The organism is Austwickia chelonae, assembly GCF_003391095.1.
GTDB lineage: Bacteria > Actinomycetota > Actinomycetes > Actinomycetales > Dermatophilaceae > Austwickia > Austwickia chelonae_A.
In genome coordinates this window covers 3,512,165-3,529,742 of the sequence record NZ_CP031447.1, presented here as the reverse complement: position 1 = coordinate 3,529,742, position 17,578 = coordinate 3,512,165, and the positions used below count along the sequence as shown (strand labels likewise).

The window sequence follows — 17,578 nt, the reverse complement described above, 5'->3', positions numbered from 1 at the left end:
TGCCTAACTAAGTCTGGCCATGGGGTGCCCTCTCGGGCGCGCACGCAGTAAGGGTGACGTCCGTGATTCTGATTGTGTCACTAGCGTTTTCATAAACTTAAAGGGGATCACCATTATGGCTTCCACCAGCAGGGAACGTCCGTGGTCGAGCCGATAACGCCAAACGACGCCGCCTCCGAAACCACGAAAAACCACAGCGGACAACTCCCCGACACCGCTGCTGTCCGGCGTACGCTCCCGGGGTGGAAAGCACCCCGGAGAACAGAAAGAGAACCGTCCTCATCACCGGGGCCGCACGCGGACTCGGCGCCGCCGCTGTCACACGCTTCCTCGCCGGGGGCTGGCGCGTCGCCGTCGCCGACCTCACAGTCCCCGAACCCACCTCATACCGCCACCCGCCACATGACGACATCCTGCCCGTCACCATGGATGTCACTCAGGACGACTCGGTGGCGAAGGCGCTGCGCCACGTGGAGAAATGGTCCCCCGACGGGCTCGACGCCGTCGTCACCTTCGCCGGGGTCACCGGCATCGGACCCCTCATGGACACCCCCATCCAGGACATCGATCGGGTCCTCGACGTCAACGTCCTCGGCACCCACCGCACAGTCCAGGCATCCTGGCACCTCATCCGCCAGGCAGGTGGTCGAGTCGTCCTGATCGGCTCCGAGACCGGAAGGCAACGGGCAATGCCCATGAACGGCGCATACGCCATGAGCAAACATGCCGTCGAGGCCTATGCCGATGCGCTCAGACGCGAACTCATGTTCGTCGGTGTCGACGTGATCCTGATGCAACCCGGCCCCTTCCGCACGGGAATGACCTCCCGGATCACCGCGGCTTTCGACGCCGTCCCTGACAGCTCCCCGTTCAAGCCTCTGGCCCGCGAAGCCGGGAAGAGGGTCGGAGACGAGGACGCCAAAGCCTCCGACCCCTCCGTCCTGGCCGAGGCCGTCTTCCATGCCACGACCGCACACCACCCGAAGCCCCGTTACCCCGTACGGCTCAACCGAAGGCGCGAGCTGCTTGACCGGCTACCGACCGCGCTCGTCGACCGAATCCTCAAATACTCCCTGGCCAGGTCAGAAGGTGCTTAACCCACAAAAAGCCACAAAAATACCCCTATAAAAATGACAGATCATTCCCAGGGAGATGGCATGATCTCCGGAACGACATCCCGCTTCCGTCGCGAGGAGCCCACATGGCCCAGGCGCCACCACCGCCCATCGACCAGAAGGCGACCAACCGCCGAGTACTGATCGGCAGCCTGTCCGGTAGCGCCATCGAGTGGTACGACTTCCTGCTCTACGCCAGCGTCGCCCCGATCATCTTCAGCAAGCAGTTCTTCCCGAACGACGACCCGTTCATCGCGCTCATGCTCGCCTGGCTGGGTAACCTGCTGACCTTCGTCGTCCGCCCCTTCGGTGGCATCGTCTTCGCCCACATCGGAGATCGCGTCGGACGCAAGAAAACCCTGGTCATAACCCTGTCCATCATGGGTCTCGGCACAGTAGCGATCGGTCTGCTCCCCACCTATGCCACCATCGGAATAGCCGCTCCGATCCTGTTGTACCTCTTCCGCATCATCCAAGGGCTCGCCATCGGAGGCGAATGGGGCGGTGCACTGCTCCTCGCCTACGAATACGCCCCGGACCACCGCAAAGGACTCTTCGGCGCGATCCCCCAGATGGGCGTGACTCTAGGCCTCCTGATGGGCAACGCTGCCATCCTCCTGGCCACCATGCTGCCCGGCGAGGCCTTCGAGACCTGGGGCTGGCGAATCCCCTTCGTGTTCAGTATCGCCCTGGTCGTCATCGGCCTGTGGATCCGTGACGGTCTCGGTGAGACTCCCGCCTTCCGGAAGGTCCAGGACGGCGGCACCGTCGAGAAACTCCCCCTGGTCACCACCCTGCGCGAACACTGGCGTTCCGTGCTGGTCGCCGTCGGCGCGAAAGCCGTGGAAACCGCACCCTTCTACATCGTGGTGACCTTCATCGGGTCGTACGCGATGAAGATCGGCTACGGAAAACAAGACGCCCTCAACGCGGTCCTGCTCGGAGCCCTCGTCAGCTGCTTCTGCATCCCCGCCTTCGGAGCGCTGTCCGACCGCGTCGGACGGACCCGCACCTACCTCGTCGGAGTGGGCTTGCTGACCGCGATGGCCTTCCCGTACTTCCTACTGGTCAACACGAAATCGATGCCGGCCTTCTACCTGGCGTCAGCGCTGATGCTCGGGATCGCCTGGGCACCGGTCACCGCGACCCTGGGCACGCTGATGTCCGAGACCTTCAGCGCGAAAGTGCGTTACACCGGCATCACTCTCGGGTACCAGATCGGAGCCGCGATCTTCTCCGGCACCGCACCGCTCCTCGCCGAATGGCTGTTCAAAGCCTCGGGCAGCTGGTGGCCGATCGCGGCGTACATCGTCGTCCTCGGCGTGATCTCGGCGATCGCCGTCTCCTTCGCACCCCGACTCGCCGTGGTCGAAGGACGTTCCACCGATGAAGAGATGTCGACTGTAGAAGGAAAAACATGAGTACACCGACCTGGATCGATGCCGACGAGGTGCTGCGAAGGGTAAGCGCCGACCGCGCCCGCAGGCTGCTCCGTGCAGCGCTGGAGGGTGGCCTCGACCCGGCACTGGACCCGCCGCGTAGCAGCCCTGAAGCAGGAGCCGGGCAGCTCCTGCTCATGCCGTCGTCGACAGCGACCTCCGCCGGTGTGAAAGTCCTGTCGGTCGCCCCGGCCAACCCGGGCAGGGGGCTTCCTCGCATCCAGGCCTGGTACGTCCTCATGGACGCCGAAACCCTGACGCCGAGCGTCCTGCTCGACGGCACGGCACTGACGGCACTGCGTACCCCGGCCACCTCGGCGCTCGCTGCGGAGACGCTCGCCCCGGACGAGGTGGACGAGCTGGTCCTGATCGGCGGCGGCCCCCAGGCTCGAGGGCACGCCGAAGCGATGTCCGCGATCCGCAGGATCGGCCATGTCAGCGTGGCGGACGTCGAGCAGGACCGGGCCGAGAACTGCGCAGGGCAAGTTCGTGAACTGGGCCTGGACTGTGACGCGGTGACCTCTCCGGAGGAGGTCGAGGCCGCGGTACGACAGGCCGGGATCATCGTCTGCGCGACCTCGTCCGCAGAACCGGTCATCAAGGGGGAATGGGTGGCAGACGGCGCCTGCGTCGTGGCGATCGGCTCACACGAGCCGGACCGCCGTGAACTCGACGCGGCACTCCTCGGTCGTGCCCAGGTCGTCGTCGAGGACGTGGCCACGGCGCTGCGGGAAGCCGGTGACGTGATCATGGCGATCGAGGAAGGGTCTCTCACGGAGAAGGATCTGTACGTTCTGCGAGATGTAGTCCTCGGACAGGTCGAGCGTGCCACCGACCGTCCGAATGTCGTCAAGACGGTAGGAATGTCCTGGCAGGATCTCGTGGTGGCCGAGGGAGCGGTGTCCGAAGGCGAATGACCTGCGCTGTGGGCACCTGCGACCGGTAGGTTGCCCACAGCCGATCCTGTTAGCCTCGCCCCGTCGACGCCCTCTCCCCCGTCGAGGGCAGGGAATCCGGTGAGAATCCGGAGCTGACGCGCAGCGGTGTGAGTGACACGGCAGGCCAGATGCCACTGGGCGAACCGCCTGGGAAGGTACCTGACGTGGACGACCTCGAGCCCGAAGACCTGTCGACGCCTGCAGCACGCCGCTGTCGGCCCGTCCCGGCCTCGCGTTCCAGGTCGTTGAGCCGAAGGAACCTCATACCCTTGGCCTCCTCCCGCGTTGCACTGTCCGCCATCGCCGCAGCAGCATTCCTGACCGTCACGATCGCCGGATGCGGTCCGTCCGGATCCACCCCAGGTGCCTCGAAGACCGACGGAAGCGACAGCCCGGCGAAGGGCTATCCCGCCAAGGTGGCCAACTGTGGCGGTGAGATCTCCGTGACCAAAGCGCCGCAGCGGATCGTCGCGATGAATCAGTCGAGCACCGAGACCCTGCTCTCCCTGGGCCTCGGCGATCGAATGGTCGGCACCTCGACCTGGTTCGACCCGGTATTACCGCGCTTCACCGAACAGAACTCCCGCATTCCCCGGTTGGCCGACAACAACCCGTCGATGGAGACCGTCCTGGGCGCGAAGCCGGACTTCGTCGCCGCGACCTATTTCGCTGACCTGCCTGGAGAAGGATCGACGAAACCCGAGGCTTTTACCCGGTTGGGCGTTCCGGTGTACATGGCGCCTGCCGAGTGTGCGAAGAGCCCCGGTGGCAAGGGTGACGGGGAGCGCACCGCGAAGCTCAGCCTTGACGCCATCTACCAGGAGGTCGCCGAACTTGCATCCTTGACCGGTCGACGTGAAGCCGGGGAGGAGATGGTCGCGTCCTTGAAAAAACGAGTCGAAGCGGTCTCCGGGCAGGGGAAGAAACATCCGGTGACAGCTGCCTTCTGGTTCGCGAGCTCGGAGTCTCCTTATGTGGCAGGGGGCCTCGGCTCGCCACAGATAGCTGCCGAGGCCGTGGGAATGACCAATGTCTACGCCGGATCCCAGCAGGAATGGCCCCAGGTCGGCTGGGAGGACTTCGCGACCAAGGACCCGGACGTCATTGTGATCGCCGATCTAGCCCGTCGGCGCAAGTCGGCCGACTCCGGTGACGAGAAGATCGACTTCCTCGAGAAACACCCCGTCACCTCACAGATGAGAGCAGTCAAGAACAAGCAGTACATCCGGTTGGCCGGATCCGAACTCAACCCTTCGATCCGCACTGTGGACTCGATGGAGAAACTCGCCGCAGGTATCGAAAAACTCGGCCTCAGATCGTGAAAATCGAGGCTCCCCGACCCTTGGGCCTTGCCGCTCTCTGGGCGGCCGGAATCGCCGCACTCATCCTCTCCGTCGTCGTGACGGTGACTTTCGGGCCAGCCCCGATCTCGGTCACGACTGCCTGGAACATCCTTCTTGAAAGACTGGGAGCCACGACTTCCGGCGCATCCGCACTCGAGATCGCCATGGTCGCCGACCTGCGACTCCCCCGGGTTCTTCTCGCGGCATTCTGCGGGGCAGGCCTGTCGATCTGCGGTGTCGTCCTGCAATCGCTCCTGCGAAATCCGCTCGCGGACCCCTACCTCTTGGGAGTTTCCTCGGGAGCCTCCACCGGCGCGGTCTGTGTCCTGGTCCTGGGTGTCGGCAGCACCCTCGGCCTCTCTGGCGGAGCCTTGCTCGGCGCGGTGACCGCTTTCGGCGCGATGCTCCTGCTCGCTCGACTCGCCGGCGGAACCACCGCCACCGTCGTCTTGGCCGGAATCGCCGTCACCCAGGGTTTCTCCGCGCTGACCTCGTTCATCGTCATGATCGGTGCCGACGCCACGACAACTCGTGGTGTGCTTTTCTGGTTGATGGGCTCGCTGGCCACCTCTAGTTGGGAGGACGTCGCCCTGGCCGCTGCGGCGCTCGCGCTCGGCCTTCTGCTCTGCTTGTTCTGCGCCTCGTCCTTGGACGCCTTCGCTTTCGGCGAACGAGCCGCTGCCTCGTTGGGAGTCTCGGTCGTCCGGATTCGTGGGCTGCTTCTGCTCGTCACGGCGTCGATGACCGCGGTGATCGTCTCCAGCTCCGGCGCGATCGGTTTCGTCGGTCTGGTGCTTCCGCACATCGCGCGCGCCATGGTCGGTTCTCGGCATCGAGTTCTGATGCCGACGGCGGCCTTGGTCGGGGCGATCTTCTTGGTCTGGGCGGACACCATTGCACGGACAGCTTTTGCGCCCTTGGAGGTCCCGGTCGGTGTGATGACGGCACTTGTCGGTGTTCCTGTTTTCGCCTTCATCCTCGTACGCCGTCGGAGGGCCTCATGAGTCTGACCGGACACGAGCTGTCTTGGAGCGTCGAAGGTCATCTCATCGTCGGTGAGGTGACGGTAGGGGCGGTTCCTGGGCGCACGGTCGGCTTGCTCGGCCCGAACGGGGCAGGTAAGACGACGTTGATGCGCATGCTTGCCGGGGTCCTCAAGCCGGAGTCAGGGGTGGTGACTCTCGACGAGGTCGACCTGAAGGTGCTCCCTCGTAGGGAGGCGGCGCGCAGGTTGGCTGTTGTCGAGCAGCAGGCGGAGACGGTAGAGGATCTCAGTGTCGAGGAAGTGATCGACCTCGGTCGTATTCCGCATCGCAGCAGGTGGTCCGGTATTTCAGCCGAGGACCGACGGTTGGTGCACGCAGCAGCCGAGCGAACCGGGGTGGGGCATCTCCTCAACCGACGTTGGCACAGTCTGTCCGGTGGAGAGCGGCAGCGGGTACATCTGGCTCGAGCTTTCGCCCAGGGCGGGTCGACTTTGCTGTTGGACGAACCCACGAACCACCTGGACGTGAGTCGGCAGCTGGAGATCCTTGCTGCGGTGCGTTGTTCTGGTCTGGCGGTGATCGTGGCCCTGCACGACCTGAATCTGGCTCTGTCGTATTGCGACGAGGTGGTGGTCCTGGCTGGTGGACGGCCGGTGGCGAGTGGGCCTCCGCAGGAGGTGCTGACGGCAGGTCTGATCCGTGAGGTCTACGGGGTGGAGTCCCGGGTCCGGTGTTTCGACGATGGTGCTCCGCCGCTGATCCAGTTCCTCGGCCCTGCTGGGGAAGATCGAGTGGTGAGTCTTCAAAAGACCTGAATACTGCTGATGGACAAGCCAAGAGGATTAGCATGAAATGAGCCGTCGGGCTCCACAGTCGTGTCCGCCCGAGAACGGTCGGGCCTGCGGGCGAGCGGTTTGCGGGTCTGGAACGCCCTCGAGGAGGAGAGTGCCGTGGCCGCACCGACATCGCAGACAGCGCGGACGAGATCGGGTCCGAAAGAGCTGACTATCCGGGGCATTGTCATCGGTGGCCTCATCACCGTGGTCTTCACCGCGGCGAACGTCTATCTGGGGCTGAAGGTGGGGCTGACCTTCGCCACATCGATCCCGGCAGCCGTCATTTCGATGTCGATCCTGCGTTTCTTCGCTGATCACACTGTTGTCGAGAACAACATTGTGCAGACGATTGCTTCAGCGGCCGGAACCTTGTCGGCGATCATTTTCGTCCTGCCTGGCCTGGTCATCGTGGGCTGGTGGAATGGCGTCCCGTATTGGACGACGGTCGCGGTCTGTGCCTTGGGCGGGGTCCTCGGGGTCATGTATTCGATCCCTTTACGTCGGGCTCTGGTGACCGGTTCGGATCTTCCGTATCCGGAGGGTGTGGCCGGGGCAGAGGTGCTTCGGGTCGGCGACAGCTCTGGTGGGGCGGAGGAGAATGCCCGCGGTCTGAAGGTCATCGTCGCTGGTGCTCTGGCGTCGGCGGGTTTGGCGTTGGTGGCTGCGTTCAAGGTCGTGAGTAGTTCGTTGTCGTCGGTCTTCCGGGTTGGTTCTGGCGGCACGATGTTCGGTGCGAGTTTGTCGTTGGCGCTGATCGGCGTGGGTCATCTGGTCGGCGTGACAGTCGGTTTCGCGATGATCGTCGGTCTGCTCATCTCGTACGGGGTGCTTCTTCCGATGCGTTCTGCGGGGCTGCTCCCGGCGGAGGGGGATGTCACCGCTGAGGTGAGCAAGGTCTTCGCTCAGGATGTCCGGTTCATCGGAGCGGGAGCTATCGCTGTCGCAGCGGTGTGGACCTTGGTGAAGATCATCGGCCCGATCGTGCGGGGGATCGCGGAGGCTCTGGCATCGACGAGGACCCGTCGTGGTGGTGGGGAGGTTCCGCGTACGGAGCAGGATTTGTCGATGAACATCGTGTTCGGGGTGATCCTGGCGTCGATGTTGCCCATCGGGGTGTTGCTGTGGCTGTTCGTTCAGGGCACTCCGTTGGCGGACGGCGCGCTGGGTCTGGTCGTCACCAGCTTGTTGTTCATTCTGTTGATCGGGCTGATCGTGGCGTCGGTCTGTGGCTACATGGCCGGGCTCATCGGCGCATCGAACAGTCCGATATCCGGGGTGGGCATCCTGGTCGTCATCACGGCGGCTTTGTTGATCAAGGCGACCTATGGCGGGAGCGGTACTCACACGGAGGCTTTGGTCGCCTACACCTTGTTCACGGCTGCGGTGGTCTTCGGGGTGGCCACTATTTCGAATGACAACCTGCAGGACCTGAAGACGGGTCAGTTGGTCGGGTCGACGCCGTGGAAGCAGCAGGTGGCTCTGGTGATTGGCGTCGTCTTCGGCTCGCTGGTGATTCCGCCGGTGCTGCAGTTGATGAGCACTAGTTTCGGTTTCGTGGGGGCGCCGGGTGCAGGGGCGAATGCCTTGGCGGCACCTCAGGCATCTTTGATCTCTTCGTTGGCCAAGGGCGTCTTCGGTGGCTCTTTGGACTGGGGGCTCATCGGCCTGGGTGCGGTGATCGGTGGTGTGGTCGTCGCGGTCGATGAGGTCCTTGGTCTGGTGACGAAGGGGTGGCGTCTGCCGCCGTTGGCGGTCGGCATGGGGATGTATCTGCCGATCGCCTTGACGTTGACGATCCCGATCGGCGCGCTGCTCGGTCTGGTGTACGACCGGTGGGCGTCGCGGACGGCGGATCCGGAGCGTTCGAAACGCATGGGGATTCTGCTGGCGACGGGCCTGATCGTCGGAGAGAGCTTGTTCGGTGTCCTCTTCGCCGGGATCGTCTACGCCACTGGTGAGGAAGAACCGTTGGCCGTGGTCGGGAAGGAATTTGCGATGGCTTCGCAGTGGCTGGGGGTTCTGGCTTTCGTGGCGATCATCTGGGCGCTGTACCGGTGGACGCGTCGGCTGGCAGTGGGAGCTGTCGCGAGCGAGGCAGCCACGAAGGGATGATCTGACGGTTCAGCGACGGCGGCCGGCCGAAAGCCTTGCTCGGGTCGGCCGCCGTCGTGCGGCAGGTGGGTGGTCAGTGGTTCTTCTGTAGCCAGTCTCCGAATTTCTCGGCTCCGTCGACGTTTCGGGGGCCGGAGATGCATTCGTTGTAGTCGATGACGTAGAACTTGTCATTCTTGACCGCGGTGACCTGGGAGAGCGCGGGGTGTGTCTTGAGGAAGGCGATCTTCTCGGCTGCGGGCTTGTCCCGGTAGGACATGATCATGATGACGTCGGGGTTGGCTTCGACGACGGATTCCCAGCTGGTCTTGGTCCAGCGTTGGTTCAGGTCGGCGTAGATATTGGTTCCACCGGCGGCGTCGATGATGTCTTGGACTGGTACTTGGTTCCCTGCGGTGGCGGGCTGGTCGGTACCGGAGTCGTAGAGGAAGACCTTAGGTTTGCTGGGGAGGGTGTTTCCGGCTTGGCGGACTTTGTCCATACGTTCTTTGAGTTCGTCGACCTTGGTCTTGGCACGGTCTTCGACGTGGAAGATCTTGCCGAGTCGTTCGAGGTCGGCGTAGAGCGCGGGTAGCGGCTTCATCGTTTCGGGTGCGCCGGGGTAGGCGAAGCAGGATTCGGTGTGCATGAAGCTGGCGATGCCCAGGCCGTCGAGAATCTGCGGGGTGATGCCACGTTTTTCGGAGAACCCGGAGTTCCACCCGGCGACGACCATGTCGGCTTTCTTCTCGACGACGAGTTCTTTGTTGAGCAGGTCGGAGGAGAGCAGCGGCACTTTGGCGTATTCGGCTGCGTAGGGGGAGGTCGCCGGGTCGGGGTTGGTGGGGGTCATGACGTATCCGAGGACCTTGTCGCTCAGTCCGAGGGCGAACATCTTGTCGGCGGATCCGCCTTCGTAGGCGATGACTCGGCTGGGGTCGCGGTAGGTGACTTTTTCTCCGCAGCGTTGGACCTGGATGTCTCCGGCCGGTTTCTTCCCTTCTGCTGAGCTCGCGTTGTCGGCGACTTTGGCTCCGCACGACGCGGTCAGTGCGGTGGCGATGGACAGTGCGAGAACGAGGGCGGCGCGGGTCGGCAGGGTGGGGGTCATGTGGCGGTCTCCAGGGATTCAAGCGTGTGTAGAATTTGGGGTCGTCCGGTGACGGGGTGGGGGATCACCAGGACGTCGATGCCGTAGACGGCCTGGAGGGTTTCCGGGGTGATGACGTCTTCGGGCGGTCCGCTGGCGACGACGCGGCCGGCGTCCAGCAGATAGATCCGGTCGCATGCGGCTGCGGCGAGGTTGAGGTCGTGCAGCACGGTCAGCACGGTGCACATGCCGCTGCGGAGCAGGGTGAGGAGGCGCAGCTGGTGCGCGATGTCGAGGTGGTTGGTCGGTTCGTCGAGGACGAGCAGTCGGGGTTCTTGGACGAGCGCACGGGCGATGAGGACGCGCTGTCGTTCGCCGCCGGAGAGGCTGAGGATTCCTCGGTGCCGTAGATGGAGGATCTCCATGCGGCTCATGGTTTCTTCGGCCAGATCCAGTTCGCGCTGGTTGAGTCGTCGTCCACGTTCCTGGTGCGGGGTTCGTCCGATACGGACGACTTCTTCGACGGTGAAGTCGAGATCGGAGCTGCTGTCCTGGGCGAGGGCTGCGATGTGTCGTGCGCTGTCGCGCAGACTCATACTCGAAAGTTCCTCACCGTCGAGGCGTATGGCTCCTCTGCTGGGTGACAGGGACCGGTAGATGGTGCGAAGGACAGTCGATTTTCCGCTGCCATTGGGGCCGAGAAGACCGACGACTTCTCTGGAGGGGACGGATAGGTCGAGGTCGTTGACAATTTCTGTGGCGCCGATCCGGATGCCGAGGCCGTGGGTGCTCAGGTGTGCATTCATCAGCGGTTCCCGAGGACCTGGCCGCGGCGGCGGAGTAGCACGATGAAGACGGGCACTCCGATCAATGCAGTGATAGCGCTGAGGGGGAGTTCTCTGGGGGCGACGACGGTACGGGCCAGGAGGTCGACCCAGACCATCAGGATGGCGCCGACGAAAGGTGCGACGACCAGGACACGTGCGTGGGTGGCTCCGACGATCATCCGGACGATGTGGGGCACGACGAGTCCGACGAAGCCGATGCATCCGCTGACTGCGGTGACGGCTCCTGTGGTGAGGGAGAGAAGGAAGAAGAGTGACCGGCGAGCTGCGGTCACGTCGATTCCGAGGCTGGCAGCAGCTTCGTCGCCGAGAGCGAGGACGTCCAATGTCTGTGCATGTTTCCGGTAGATGAGAAGCCCGAGAAAGACGAAGACGGTGACGATGGGCAGCACGGTCCAGGACGCCGCTCCGAAGGAGCCCATTGACCAGAAAAGGACGGTCGCTGTCGATTCGGTGTCGGGGACCAAGTAGATGAGGACGCTCATGATCGCGTGGAATCCGGCGGCGAGGACGACTCCGGTCAGGACGAGCCTGACGGGGGTCACCCCGGTGTCTCGTTGCCACGCTGCGGCCCAGACGAGCCCGCTGGCGAGTAGAGCGCCTGCGAAGGCGCCGCCGGTGACGAAGAAGACGCCCAGGCTGGAGGCCAATGCGCTCAGGCCGAGCGAACTCATTCCTACGGCACCGATGGTCACGCTGACTGCACCGACGGATGCGCCGGCGCTGACCCCCAGTAGGAATGGGTCGGCGAGGACGTTACGGACCATGGCTTGGATGACTGCGCCGGTGGAGCTGAGGGCGGCACCGACGAGCGCAGCTAGGAGTACTCGGGGTGTGCGTACCTGCCAGATGATTTGGTAGGCGGGGAGGCTCTCGCGGTCGATGACACCTCCGATGGTGGCTTGGGAGAGGTAGTGGAGAGTGTCGGTCAGGGGGATGACCGCGCCACCGGTGGAAATAGCGATCAAGACTGACGTACAGAGAAATACGGTCAGTAGACAGCAGAGAAGGGGGAGTCGACCAGGTTGGTCGACCCAGCGGGGTGAGGTCGGTACAGCCACGCGGGCCAGGGCAAACACCCGCAAAACCTAGCGACATTGAGAATCATCCGCAATCTTTTTCGGCGGGTTTTGCGTCGCTATGCGTTGACCGGTCGGGTGCTCAGAACTTCGGCGTCTCGACACATAGGTGGGCGTACCTGGCGTGGCGCCCGGCCTTGGGGTGGCTTGGGGCAGGCGGGAGAGTTATTCATGTACGGCAGTGGCAGGTGGGTCGGGGGACGCCGGGTTACTCACTCGTGGGCCTCTACTGAGTTCTGACGCGAGGCTGATTAAAGAGGGCACTTCCTTATGTAGAAGAAGGGCCGATGCACTCCTGGGGTCCTTGTCGCCGACGGACGACACCCATGCGACGCGAGTTTGAAACGAGCGCCCAGTCGGTGTACCTTAGACAAGTTGCCCCGTTCCGGAGCACGTCGGTAGATACAGGGTTCACCTGCGTCAATCCCTTTTGAGTAAGCCTCTGAAGAGGCTTACTTCGCGACGTCTTTTTAGTCGCGAGGGCCGATTTGACTCCGAACAAAGAGGGTGGCAAAGTTTTACGGGTTGTCCCGGGCGGATAGCAAAAACGAGATTTCTTGTTTTTAAAAACAAGAAAACGCGGATTTGACACTCGCTCAGAAGAAAGGATAACCTAGAGAAGTCGCCGAGCGAAAGGCCTGGAAGGGCCGGAAGCGAAGTGGCAACCGATTCTTGAGAACTCAACAGCGTGCCGAAATCGATGCCAATTGTTTGTTGGTTTCAAGTCAATTCGGTCTTGACTTAATGGTTGAGACTTTTGGTTTGTTGCCAGGATTTTCCCGGCTAACTTTGTTGGCCTGGGGTTTTTCATTAATGGAGAGTTTGATCCTGGCTCAGGACGAACGCTGGCGGCGTGCTTAACACATGCAAGTCGAACGATGAAGACCAGCTTGCTGGTTGGATTAGTGGCGAACGGGTGAGTAACACGTGAGTAACCTGCCCTTCACTCTGGGATAACTCCGGGAAACCGGGGCTAATACTGGGTATGACCAATCTCCGCATGGAGTGTTGGTGGAAAGCTTTAGTGGTGAAGGATGGACTCGCGGCCTATCAGCTTGTTGGTGAGGTAATGGCTCACCAAGGCGACGACGGGTAGCCGGCCTGAGAGGGCGACCGGCCACACTGGGACTGAGACACGGCCCAGACTCCTGCGGGAGGCAGCAGTGGGGAATATTGCACAATGGGCGAAAGCCTGATGCAGCGACGCCGCGTGAGGGATGAAGGCCTTCGGGTTGTAAACCTCTTTCATCAGGGAAGAAGCGAAAGTGACGGTACCTGAAAAAGAAGCACCGGCTAACTACGTGCCAGCAGCCGCGGTAATACGTAGGGTGCGAGCGTTGTCCGGAATTATTGGGCGTAAAGAGCTTGTAGGCGGTTTGTCGCGTCTGCCGTGAAAATTCGGGGCTTAACTCCGGACGTGCGGTGGGTACGGGCAGGCTAGAGTGTGGTAGGGGAGACTGGAATTCCTGGTGTAGCGGTGAAATGCGCAGATATCAGGAGGAACACCGATGGCGAAGGCAGGTCTCTGGGCCATAACTGACGCTGAGAAGCGAAAGCATGGGGAGCGAACAGGATTAGATACCCTGGTAGTCCATGCCGTAAACGTTGGGCGCTAGGTGTGGGACTCATTCCACGAGTTCTGTGCCGCAGCTAACGCATTAAGCGCCCCGCCTGGGGAGTACGGCCGCAAGGCTAAAACTCAAAGGAATTGACGGGGGCCCGCACAAGCGGCGGAGCATGCGGATTAATTCGATGCAACGCGAAGAACCTTACCAAGGCTTGACATACACCGGAAACACGCAGAGATGTGTGCCCCGTAAGGTCGGTGTACAGGTGGTGCATGGTTGTCGTCAGCTCGTGTCGTGAGATGTTGGGTTAAGTCCCGCAACGAGCGCAACCCTCGTTCCATGTTGCCAGCACTTCGGGTGGGGACTCATGGGAGACTGCCGGGGTCAACTCGGAGGAAGGTGGGGATGACGTCAAATCATCATGCCCCTTATGTCTTGGGCTTCACGCATGCTACAATGGCCGGTACAAAGGGCTGCGATACCGCGAGGTGGAGCGAATCCCAAAAAACCGGTCTCAGTTCGGATTGGGGTCTGCAACTCGACCCCATGAAGTCGGAGTCGCTAGTAATCGCAGATCAGCAACGCTGCGGTGAATACGTTCCCGGGCCTTGTACACACCGCCCGTCAAGTCACGAAAGTCGGTAACACCCGAAGCCGGTGGCCTAACCCTTGTGGGGGGAGCCGTCGAAGGTGGGACTGGCGATTGGGACTAAGTCGTAACAAGGTAGCCGTACCGGAAGGTGCGGCTGGATCACCTCCTTTCTAAGGAGCATATAGGGTCCTTTCGTTACCAAATGTGTAACGGGGATCTGCTCAAGGGTGGAACATCGATGGATGGCATTTGCTGATGGTCAGCATCACGAGTACGGCTCTTCGGAGCAAGGAAAGTGTGTCTGGTTGGAGTGAATGTCGTGGCACGTTGTTGGGCTCTCAGGGCTCGGCTGCTCTTCGAGTAGTTGGGTGCTGATTGTTGATGTCCCATGTGGGTCATACCCGTTCATGACAGGAATGTTGTGGGTGTGAGGTGGCTCCGGTTGTGGGATGTTGGTTGGTGTTTTGAGAATTACACAGTGGACGCGAGCATCTTTGTGGCCAAGTTTTTAAGGGCACACGGTGGATGCCTTGGCACCAGGAACCGATGAAGGACGTAGGAATCTGCGATAAGCCTCGGGAAGTCGATAACCAGACTGTGATCCGAGGATTTCCGAATGGGGAAACCCGGCTGGAGACATGTCCAGTCACTCGCACCTGAATATATAGGGTGTGTAGAGGGAACGTGGGGAAGTGAAACATCTCAGTACCCACAGGAAGAGAAAGCAACCGCGATTCCGTGAGTAGTGGCGAGCGAAAGCGGATCAGGCTAAACCGAGCGTGTGTGATAGCGGTCAGGCGTTGCACGTTCGGGGTTGTGGGAGGTATCAGCTGGCACTGACTTGTCAGCAAGGAGTAAGAAATTTTCATGGTAGGCGAACGGTCTTGAATGGCCGGCCATAGACGGTGGCAGCCCGGTAGCTTAAACCTTGAGAACTCCTGATGCATTTCCCGAGTAGCACGGGGCCCGAGAAATCCTGTGCGAATCTGGCGGGACCACCCGCTAAGCCTAAATATTCCCTGGTGACCGATAGCGGACAAGTACCGTGAGGGAAAGGTGAAAAGTACCCCGGGAGGGGAGTGAAATAGATCCTGAAACCGTGTGCCTACAATCCGTCGGAGCCTCTTTGTGGGGTGACGGCGTGCCTTTTGAAGAATGAGCCTGCGAGTTAGTGCTCCGTGGCGAGGTTAACCCGTGTGGGGAAGCCGTAGCGAAAGCGAGTCTGAATAGGGCGTTTTAGTCGCGGGGTCTAGACCCGAAGCGGAGTGATCTACCCATGGCCAGGTTGAAGCGCCGGTAAGACGGCGTGGAGGACCGAACCCACTTAGGTTGAAAACTGAGGGGATGAGCTGTGGGTAGGGGTGAAAGGCCAATCAAACTCCGTGATAGCTGGTTCTCCCCGAAATGCATTTAGGTGCAGCGTTGCGTGTTTCTTGCCGGAGGTAGAGCTACTGGATGGCTGATGGGCCTTACCGGGTTACTGACGTCAGCCAAACTCCGAATGCCGGTAAGTAAAGCGTGGCAGTGAGACTGCGGGGGATAAGCTCCGTAGTCGAGAGGGAAACAGCCCAGATCACCAGCTAAGGTCCCTAAGCGTGTGCTAAGTGGAAAAGGATGTGGAGTTGCAGTGACAACCAGGAGGTTGGCTTAGAAGCAGCCACCCTTGAAAGAGTGCGTAATAGCTCACTGGTCAAGTGATTCCGCGCCGACAATGTAGCGGGGCTCAAGCACACCACCGAAGCTGTGGCATTGACACATTTCCTAAGCCTTCGTGGTTCAGGGGTGTTGATGGGTAGGGGAGCGTCGTGTGGCGAGTGAAGCATCCGAGTGATCGAGGTGTGGACGCCACACGAGTGAGAATGCAGGCATGAGTAGCGAATGACGGGTGAGAAACCCGTCCGCCGAATAACCAAGGGTTCCAGGGTCAAGCTAATCTGCCCTGGGTAAGTCGGGACCTAAGGCGAGGCCGACAGGCGTAGTCGATGGACAACGGGTTGATATTCCCGTACCGGCGAAGAACCGCCCATATCGAACCCAGTGATGCTAAGCATCCGAAGCCGCTGTTTTCAGTCTTTGGCTGTGAATGGATGGTGGAGCATGCGATCCTATCTGGTAGTAGGTAAGCGATGGAGTGACGCAGGAAGGTAGCCTCCGCGTGGCGATGGTTGTCCACGTTCAAGCATGTAGGGAGTCAGATAGGCAAATCCGTCTGGCATTATCCTGAGATGTGATGGTGACACCGTATGGTGGAAGCAGGGTGATCCTATGCTGCCGAGAAAAACTTCTAGCGAGGTTCGAGCCGCCCGTACCCTAAACCGACTCAGGTGGTTAGGTAGAGAATACTAAGGCGATCGAGTGAATCGTGGTTAAGGAATTCGGCAAAATGCCCCCGTAACTTCGGGAGAAGGGGGGCCCAAACCTTGAAACTCTTTACGAGTTAGGGGTAAGGGCCGCAGAGACCAGGGAGAAGCGACTGTTTACTAAAAACACAGGTCCGTGCGAACACGTAAGTGGATGTATACGGACTGACGCCTGCCCGGTGCTGGAACGTTAAGGGGACCGGTTAGCTCTTCGGGGCGAAGCTGAGAACTTAAGCGCCAGTAAACGGCGGTGGTAACTATAACCATCCTAAGGTAGCGAAATTCCTTGTCGGGTAAGTTCCGACCTGCACGAATGGCGTAACGACTTCTCCACTGTCTCAACCGCGAACTCGGCGAAATTGCACTACGAGTAAAGATGCTCGTTACGCGCAGAAGGACGGAAAGACCCCGGGACCTTTACTATAGCTTGGTATTGGTGTTCGGTACGGCTTGTGTAGGATAGGTGGGAGACTGTGAAGCTCGTGCGCCAGCATGGGTGGAGTCAACGTTGAAATACCACTCTGGTCGTACTGGATGTCTAACTTCGGACCATGATCTGGTTCAGGGACAGTGCCTGGTGGGTAGTTTAACTGGGGCGGTTGCCTCCTAAAAGGTAACGGAGGCGCCCAAAGGTTCCCTCAGCCTGGTTGGCAATCAGGTGTTGAGTGCAAGTGCACAAGGGAGCTTGACTGTGAGACAGACATGTCGAGCAGGGACGAAAGTCGGGACTAGTGATCCGGCCATGGCTTGTGGAAGCGTGGTCGCTCAACGGATAAAAGGTACCCCGGGGATAACAGGCTGATCTTGCCCAAGAGTCCATATCGACGGCATGGTTTGGCACCTCGATGTCGGCTCGTCGCATCCTGGGGCTGGAGTAGGTCCCAAGGGTTGGGCTGTTCGCCCATTAAAGCGGTACGCGAGCTGGGTTTAGAACGTCGTGAGACAGTTCGGTCCCTATCCTCTGTGCGCGCAGGAAACTTGAGAAGGGCTGTCCCTAGTACGAGAGGACCGGGATGGACGAACCTCTGGTGTGTCAGTTGTTCTGCCAAGAGCACCGCTGATTAGCTACGTTCGGAAGTGATAACCGCTGAAAGCATCTAAGCGGGAAGCACGCTTCAAGATGAGGTTTCCATGAGTCCTAGAGACTTGAGAGGCTCCCAGCTAGACTACTGGGTTGATAGGCCAGATGTGGAAGCACAGCAATGTGTGGAGCTGACTGGTACTAATAAGCCGATAACTTGTTTACAAAGATGCTACGCGTCCACTGTGTGATTCCCGGAACATCAACCGGGATGA

General features: G+C 61.0%; 10 protein-coding genes, 2 rRNA genes and 1 riboswitch. Of the genes, 9 read left to right on the top strand and 3 right to left on the bottom strand.

Annotated elements, in window-relative coordinates; translation table 11 throughout:
- Positions 1-242: 242 nt before the first annotated feature.
- The 7 genes from DX923_RS15480 (at position 243) to DX923_RS15450 (ending at position 8,769) form a co-directional block, all read left to right on the top strand.
- Complete coding sequence (locus tag DX923_RS15480; RefSeq protein WP_116115977.1) at positions 243-1,097, top strand: SDR family NAD(P)-dependent oxidoreductase; 855 nt, start codon at positions 243-245, stop codon at positions 1,095-1,097.
- 104 nt (positions 1,098-1,201) lie between these two features.
- Positions 1,202-2,536 (top strand): MFS transporter, encoded by a 1,335-nt coding sequence (locus DX923_RS15475; RefSeq protein ID WP_116115976.1) that lies wholly within the window; start codon positions 1,202-1,204, stop codon positions 2,534-2,536.
- A complete protein-coding gene (locus DX923_RS15470; protein WP_116115975.1) occupies positions 2,533-3,471 on the top strand; it encodes an ornithine cyclodeaminase family protein in 939 nt (312 codons plus the stop codon). Before DX923_RS15475 ends, DX923_RS15470 begins: the two co-directional genes overlap by 4 nt.
- A gap of 47 nt (positions 3,472-3,518) precedes the next feature.
- A riboswitch (cobalamin riboswitch) is annotated at positions 3,519-3,702 on the top strand.
- Between the two features lie 59 nt (positions 3,703-3,761).
- Positions 3,762-4,814: an ABC transporter substrate-binding protein gene (locus DX923_RS15465; RefSeq protein WP_116115974.1), complete on the top strand. Its 1,053-nt coding sequence runs from the start codon at positions 3,762-3,764 to the stop codon at positions 4,812-4,814.
- Positions 4,811-5,839, top strand: a complete 1,029-nt coding sequence (locus DX923_RS15460; protein ID WP_240322668.1) for a FecCD family ABC transporter permease — start codon at positions 4,811-4,813, stop codon at positions 5,837-5,839. Before DX923_RS15465 ends, DX923_RS15460 begins: the two co-directional genes overlap by 4 nt.
- Positions 5,836-6,636: an ABC transporter ATP-binding protein gene (locus DX923_RS15455; protein ID WP_116115973.1), complete on the top strand. Its 801-nt coding sequence runs from the start codon at positions 5,836-5,838 to the stop codon at positions 6,634-6,636. Before DX923_RS15460 ends, DX923_RS15455 begins: the two co-directional genes overlap by 4 nt.
- 135 nt (positions 6,637-6,771) lie before the next feature.
- The gene (locus tag DX923_RS15450) at positions 6,772-8,769 is read left to right on the top strand and encodes an OPT family oligopeptide transporter (protein WP_116116384.1); all 1,998 of its coding nucleotides are present in this window, start codon (positions 6,772-6,774) and stop codon (positions 8,767-8,769) included.
- 73 nt (positions 8,770-8,842) lie between these two features.
- On the opposite strand, the gene DX923_RS15445 is transcribed toward DX923_RS15450, so the two are convergent.
- Genes DX923_RS15445 through DX923_RS15435 form a run of 3 tightly spaced genes read right to left on the bottom strand, consistent with a single transcriptional unit; the run spans position 8,843 to position 11,651 of the window.
- Positions 8,843-9,859: an ABC transporter substrate-binding protein gene (locus DX923_RS15445; RefSeq protein ID WP_116115972.1), complete on the bottom strand. Its 1,017-nt coding sequence runs from the start codon at positions 9,857-9,859 to the stop codon at positions 8,843-8,845.
- The gene (locus DX923_RS15440; RefSeq protein ID WP_116115971.1) at positions 9,856-10,644 is read right to left on the bottom strand and encodes an ABC transporter ATP-binding protein; all 789 of its coding nucleotides are present in this window, start codon (positions 10,642-10,644) and stop codon (positions 9,856-9,858) included. Before DX923_RS15440 ends, DX923_RS15445 begins: the two co-directional genes overlap by 4 nt.
- Complete coding sequence (locus DX923_RS15435) at positions 10,644-11,651, bottom strand: FecCD family ABC transporter permease (RefSeq protein WP_162873062.1); 1,008 nt, start codon at positions 11,649-11,651, stop codon at positions 10,644-10,646. The genes DX923_RS15440 and DX923_RS15435 overlap by 1 nt, the downstream gene beginning before the upstream one ends.
- Positions 11,652-12,572: 921 nt before the next feature.
- Between DX923_RS15435 and DX923_RS15430 the strand changes: the two genes are divergently transcribed.
- A 16S ribosomal RNA gene (locus DX923_RS15430) occupies positions 12,573-14,092 on the top strand.
- A gap of 328 nt (positions 14,093-14,420) precedes the next feature.
- A 23S ribosomal RNA gene (locus DX923_RS15425) occupies positions 14,421-17,528 on the top strand.
- Together the 16S and 23S rRNA genes form the textbook arrangement of a ribosomal RNA operon.
- Positions 17,529-17,578: the final 50 nt, after the last annotated feature.

Bases quoted from the DNA above. Each gene is read 5' to 3' on its own strand.
- DX923_RS15455 (WP_116115973.1), top strand. From the start codon at position 5,836: ATGAGTCTGACCGGACACGAGCTGTCTTGGAGCGTCGAAGGTCATCTC.
- DX923_RS15445 (WP_116115972.1), bottom strand. From the start codon at position 9,859: ATGACCCCCACCCTGCCGACCCGCGCCGCCCTCGTTCTCGCACTGTCC.
- DX923_RS15470 (WP_116115975.1), top strand. From the start codon at position 2,533: ATGAGTACACCGACCTGGATCGATGCCGACGAGGTGCTGCGAAGGGTA.
- DX923_RS15475 (WP_116115976.1), top strand. From the start codon at position 1,202: ATGGCCCAGGCGCCACCACCGCCCATCGACCAGAAGGCGACCAACCGC.
- DX923_RS15440 (WP_116115971.1), bottom strand. From the start codon at position 10,644: ATGAATGCACACCTGAGCACCCACGGCCTCGGCATCCGGATCGGCGCC.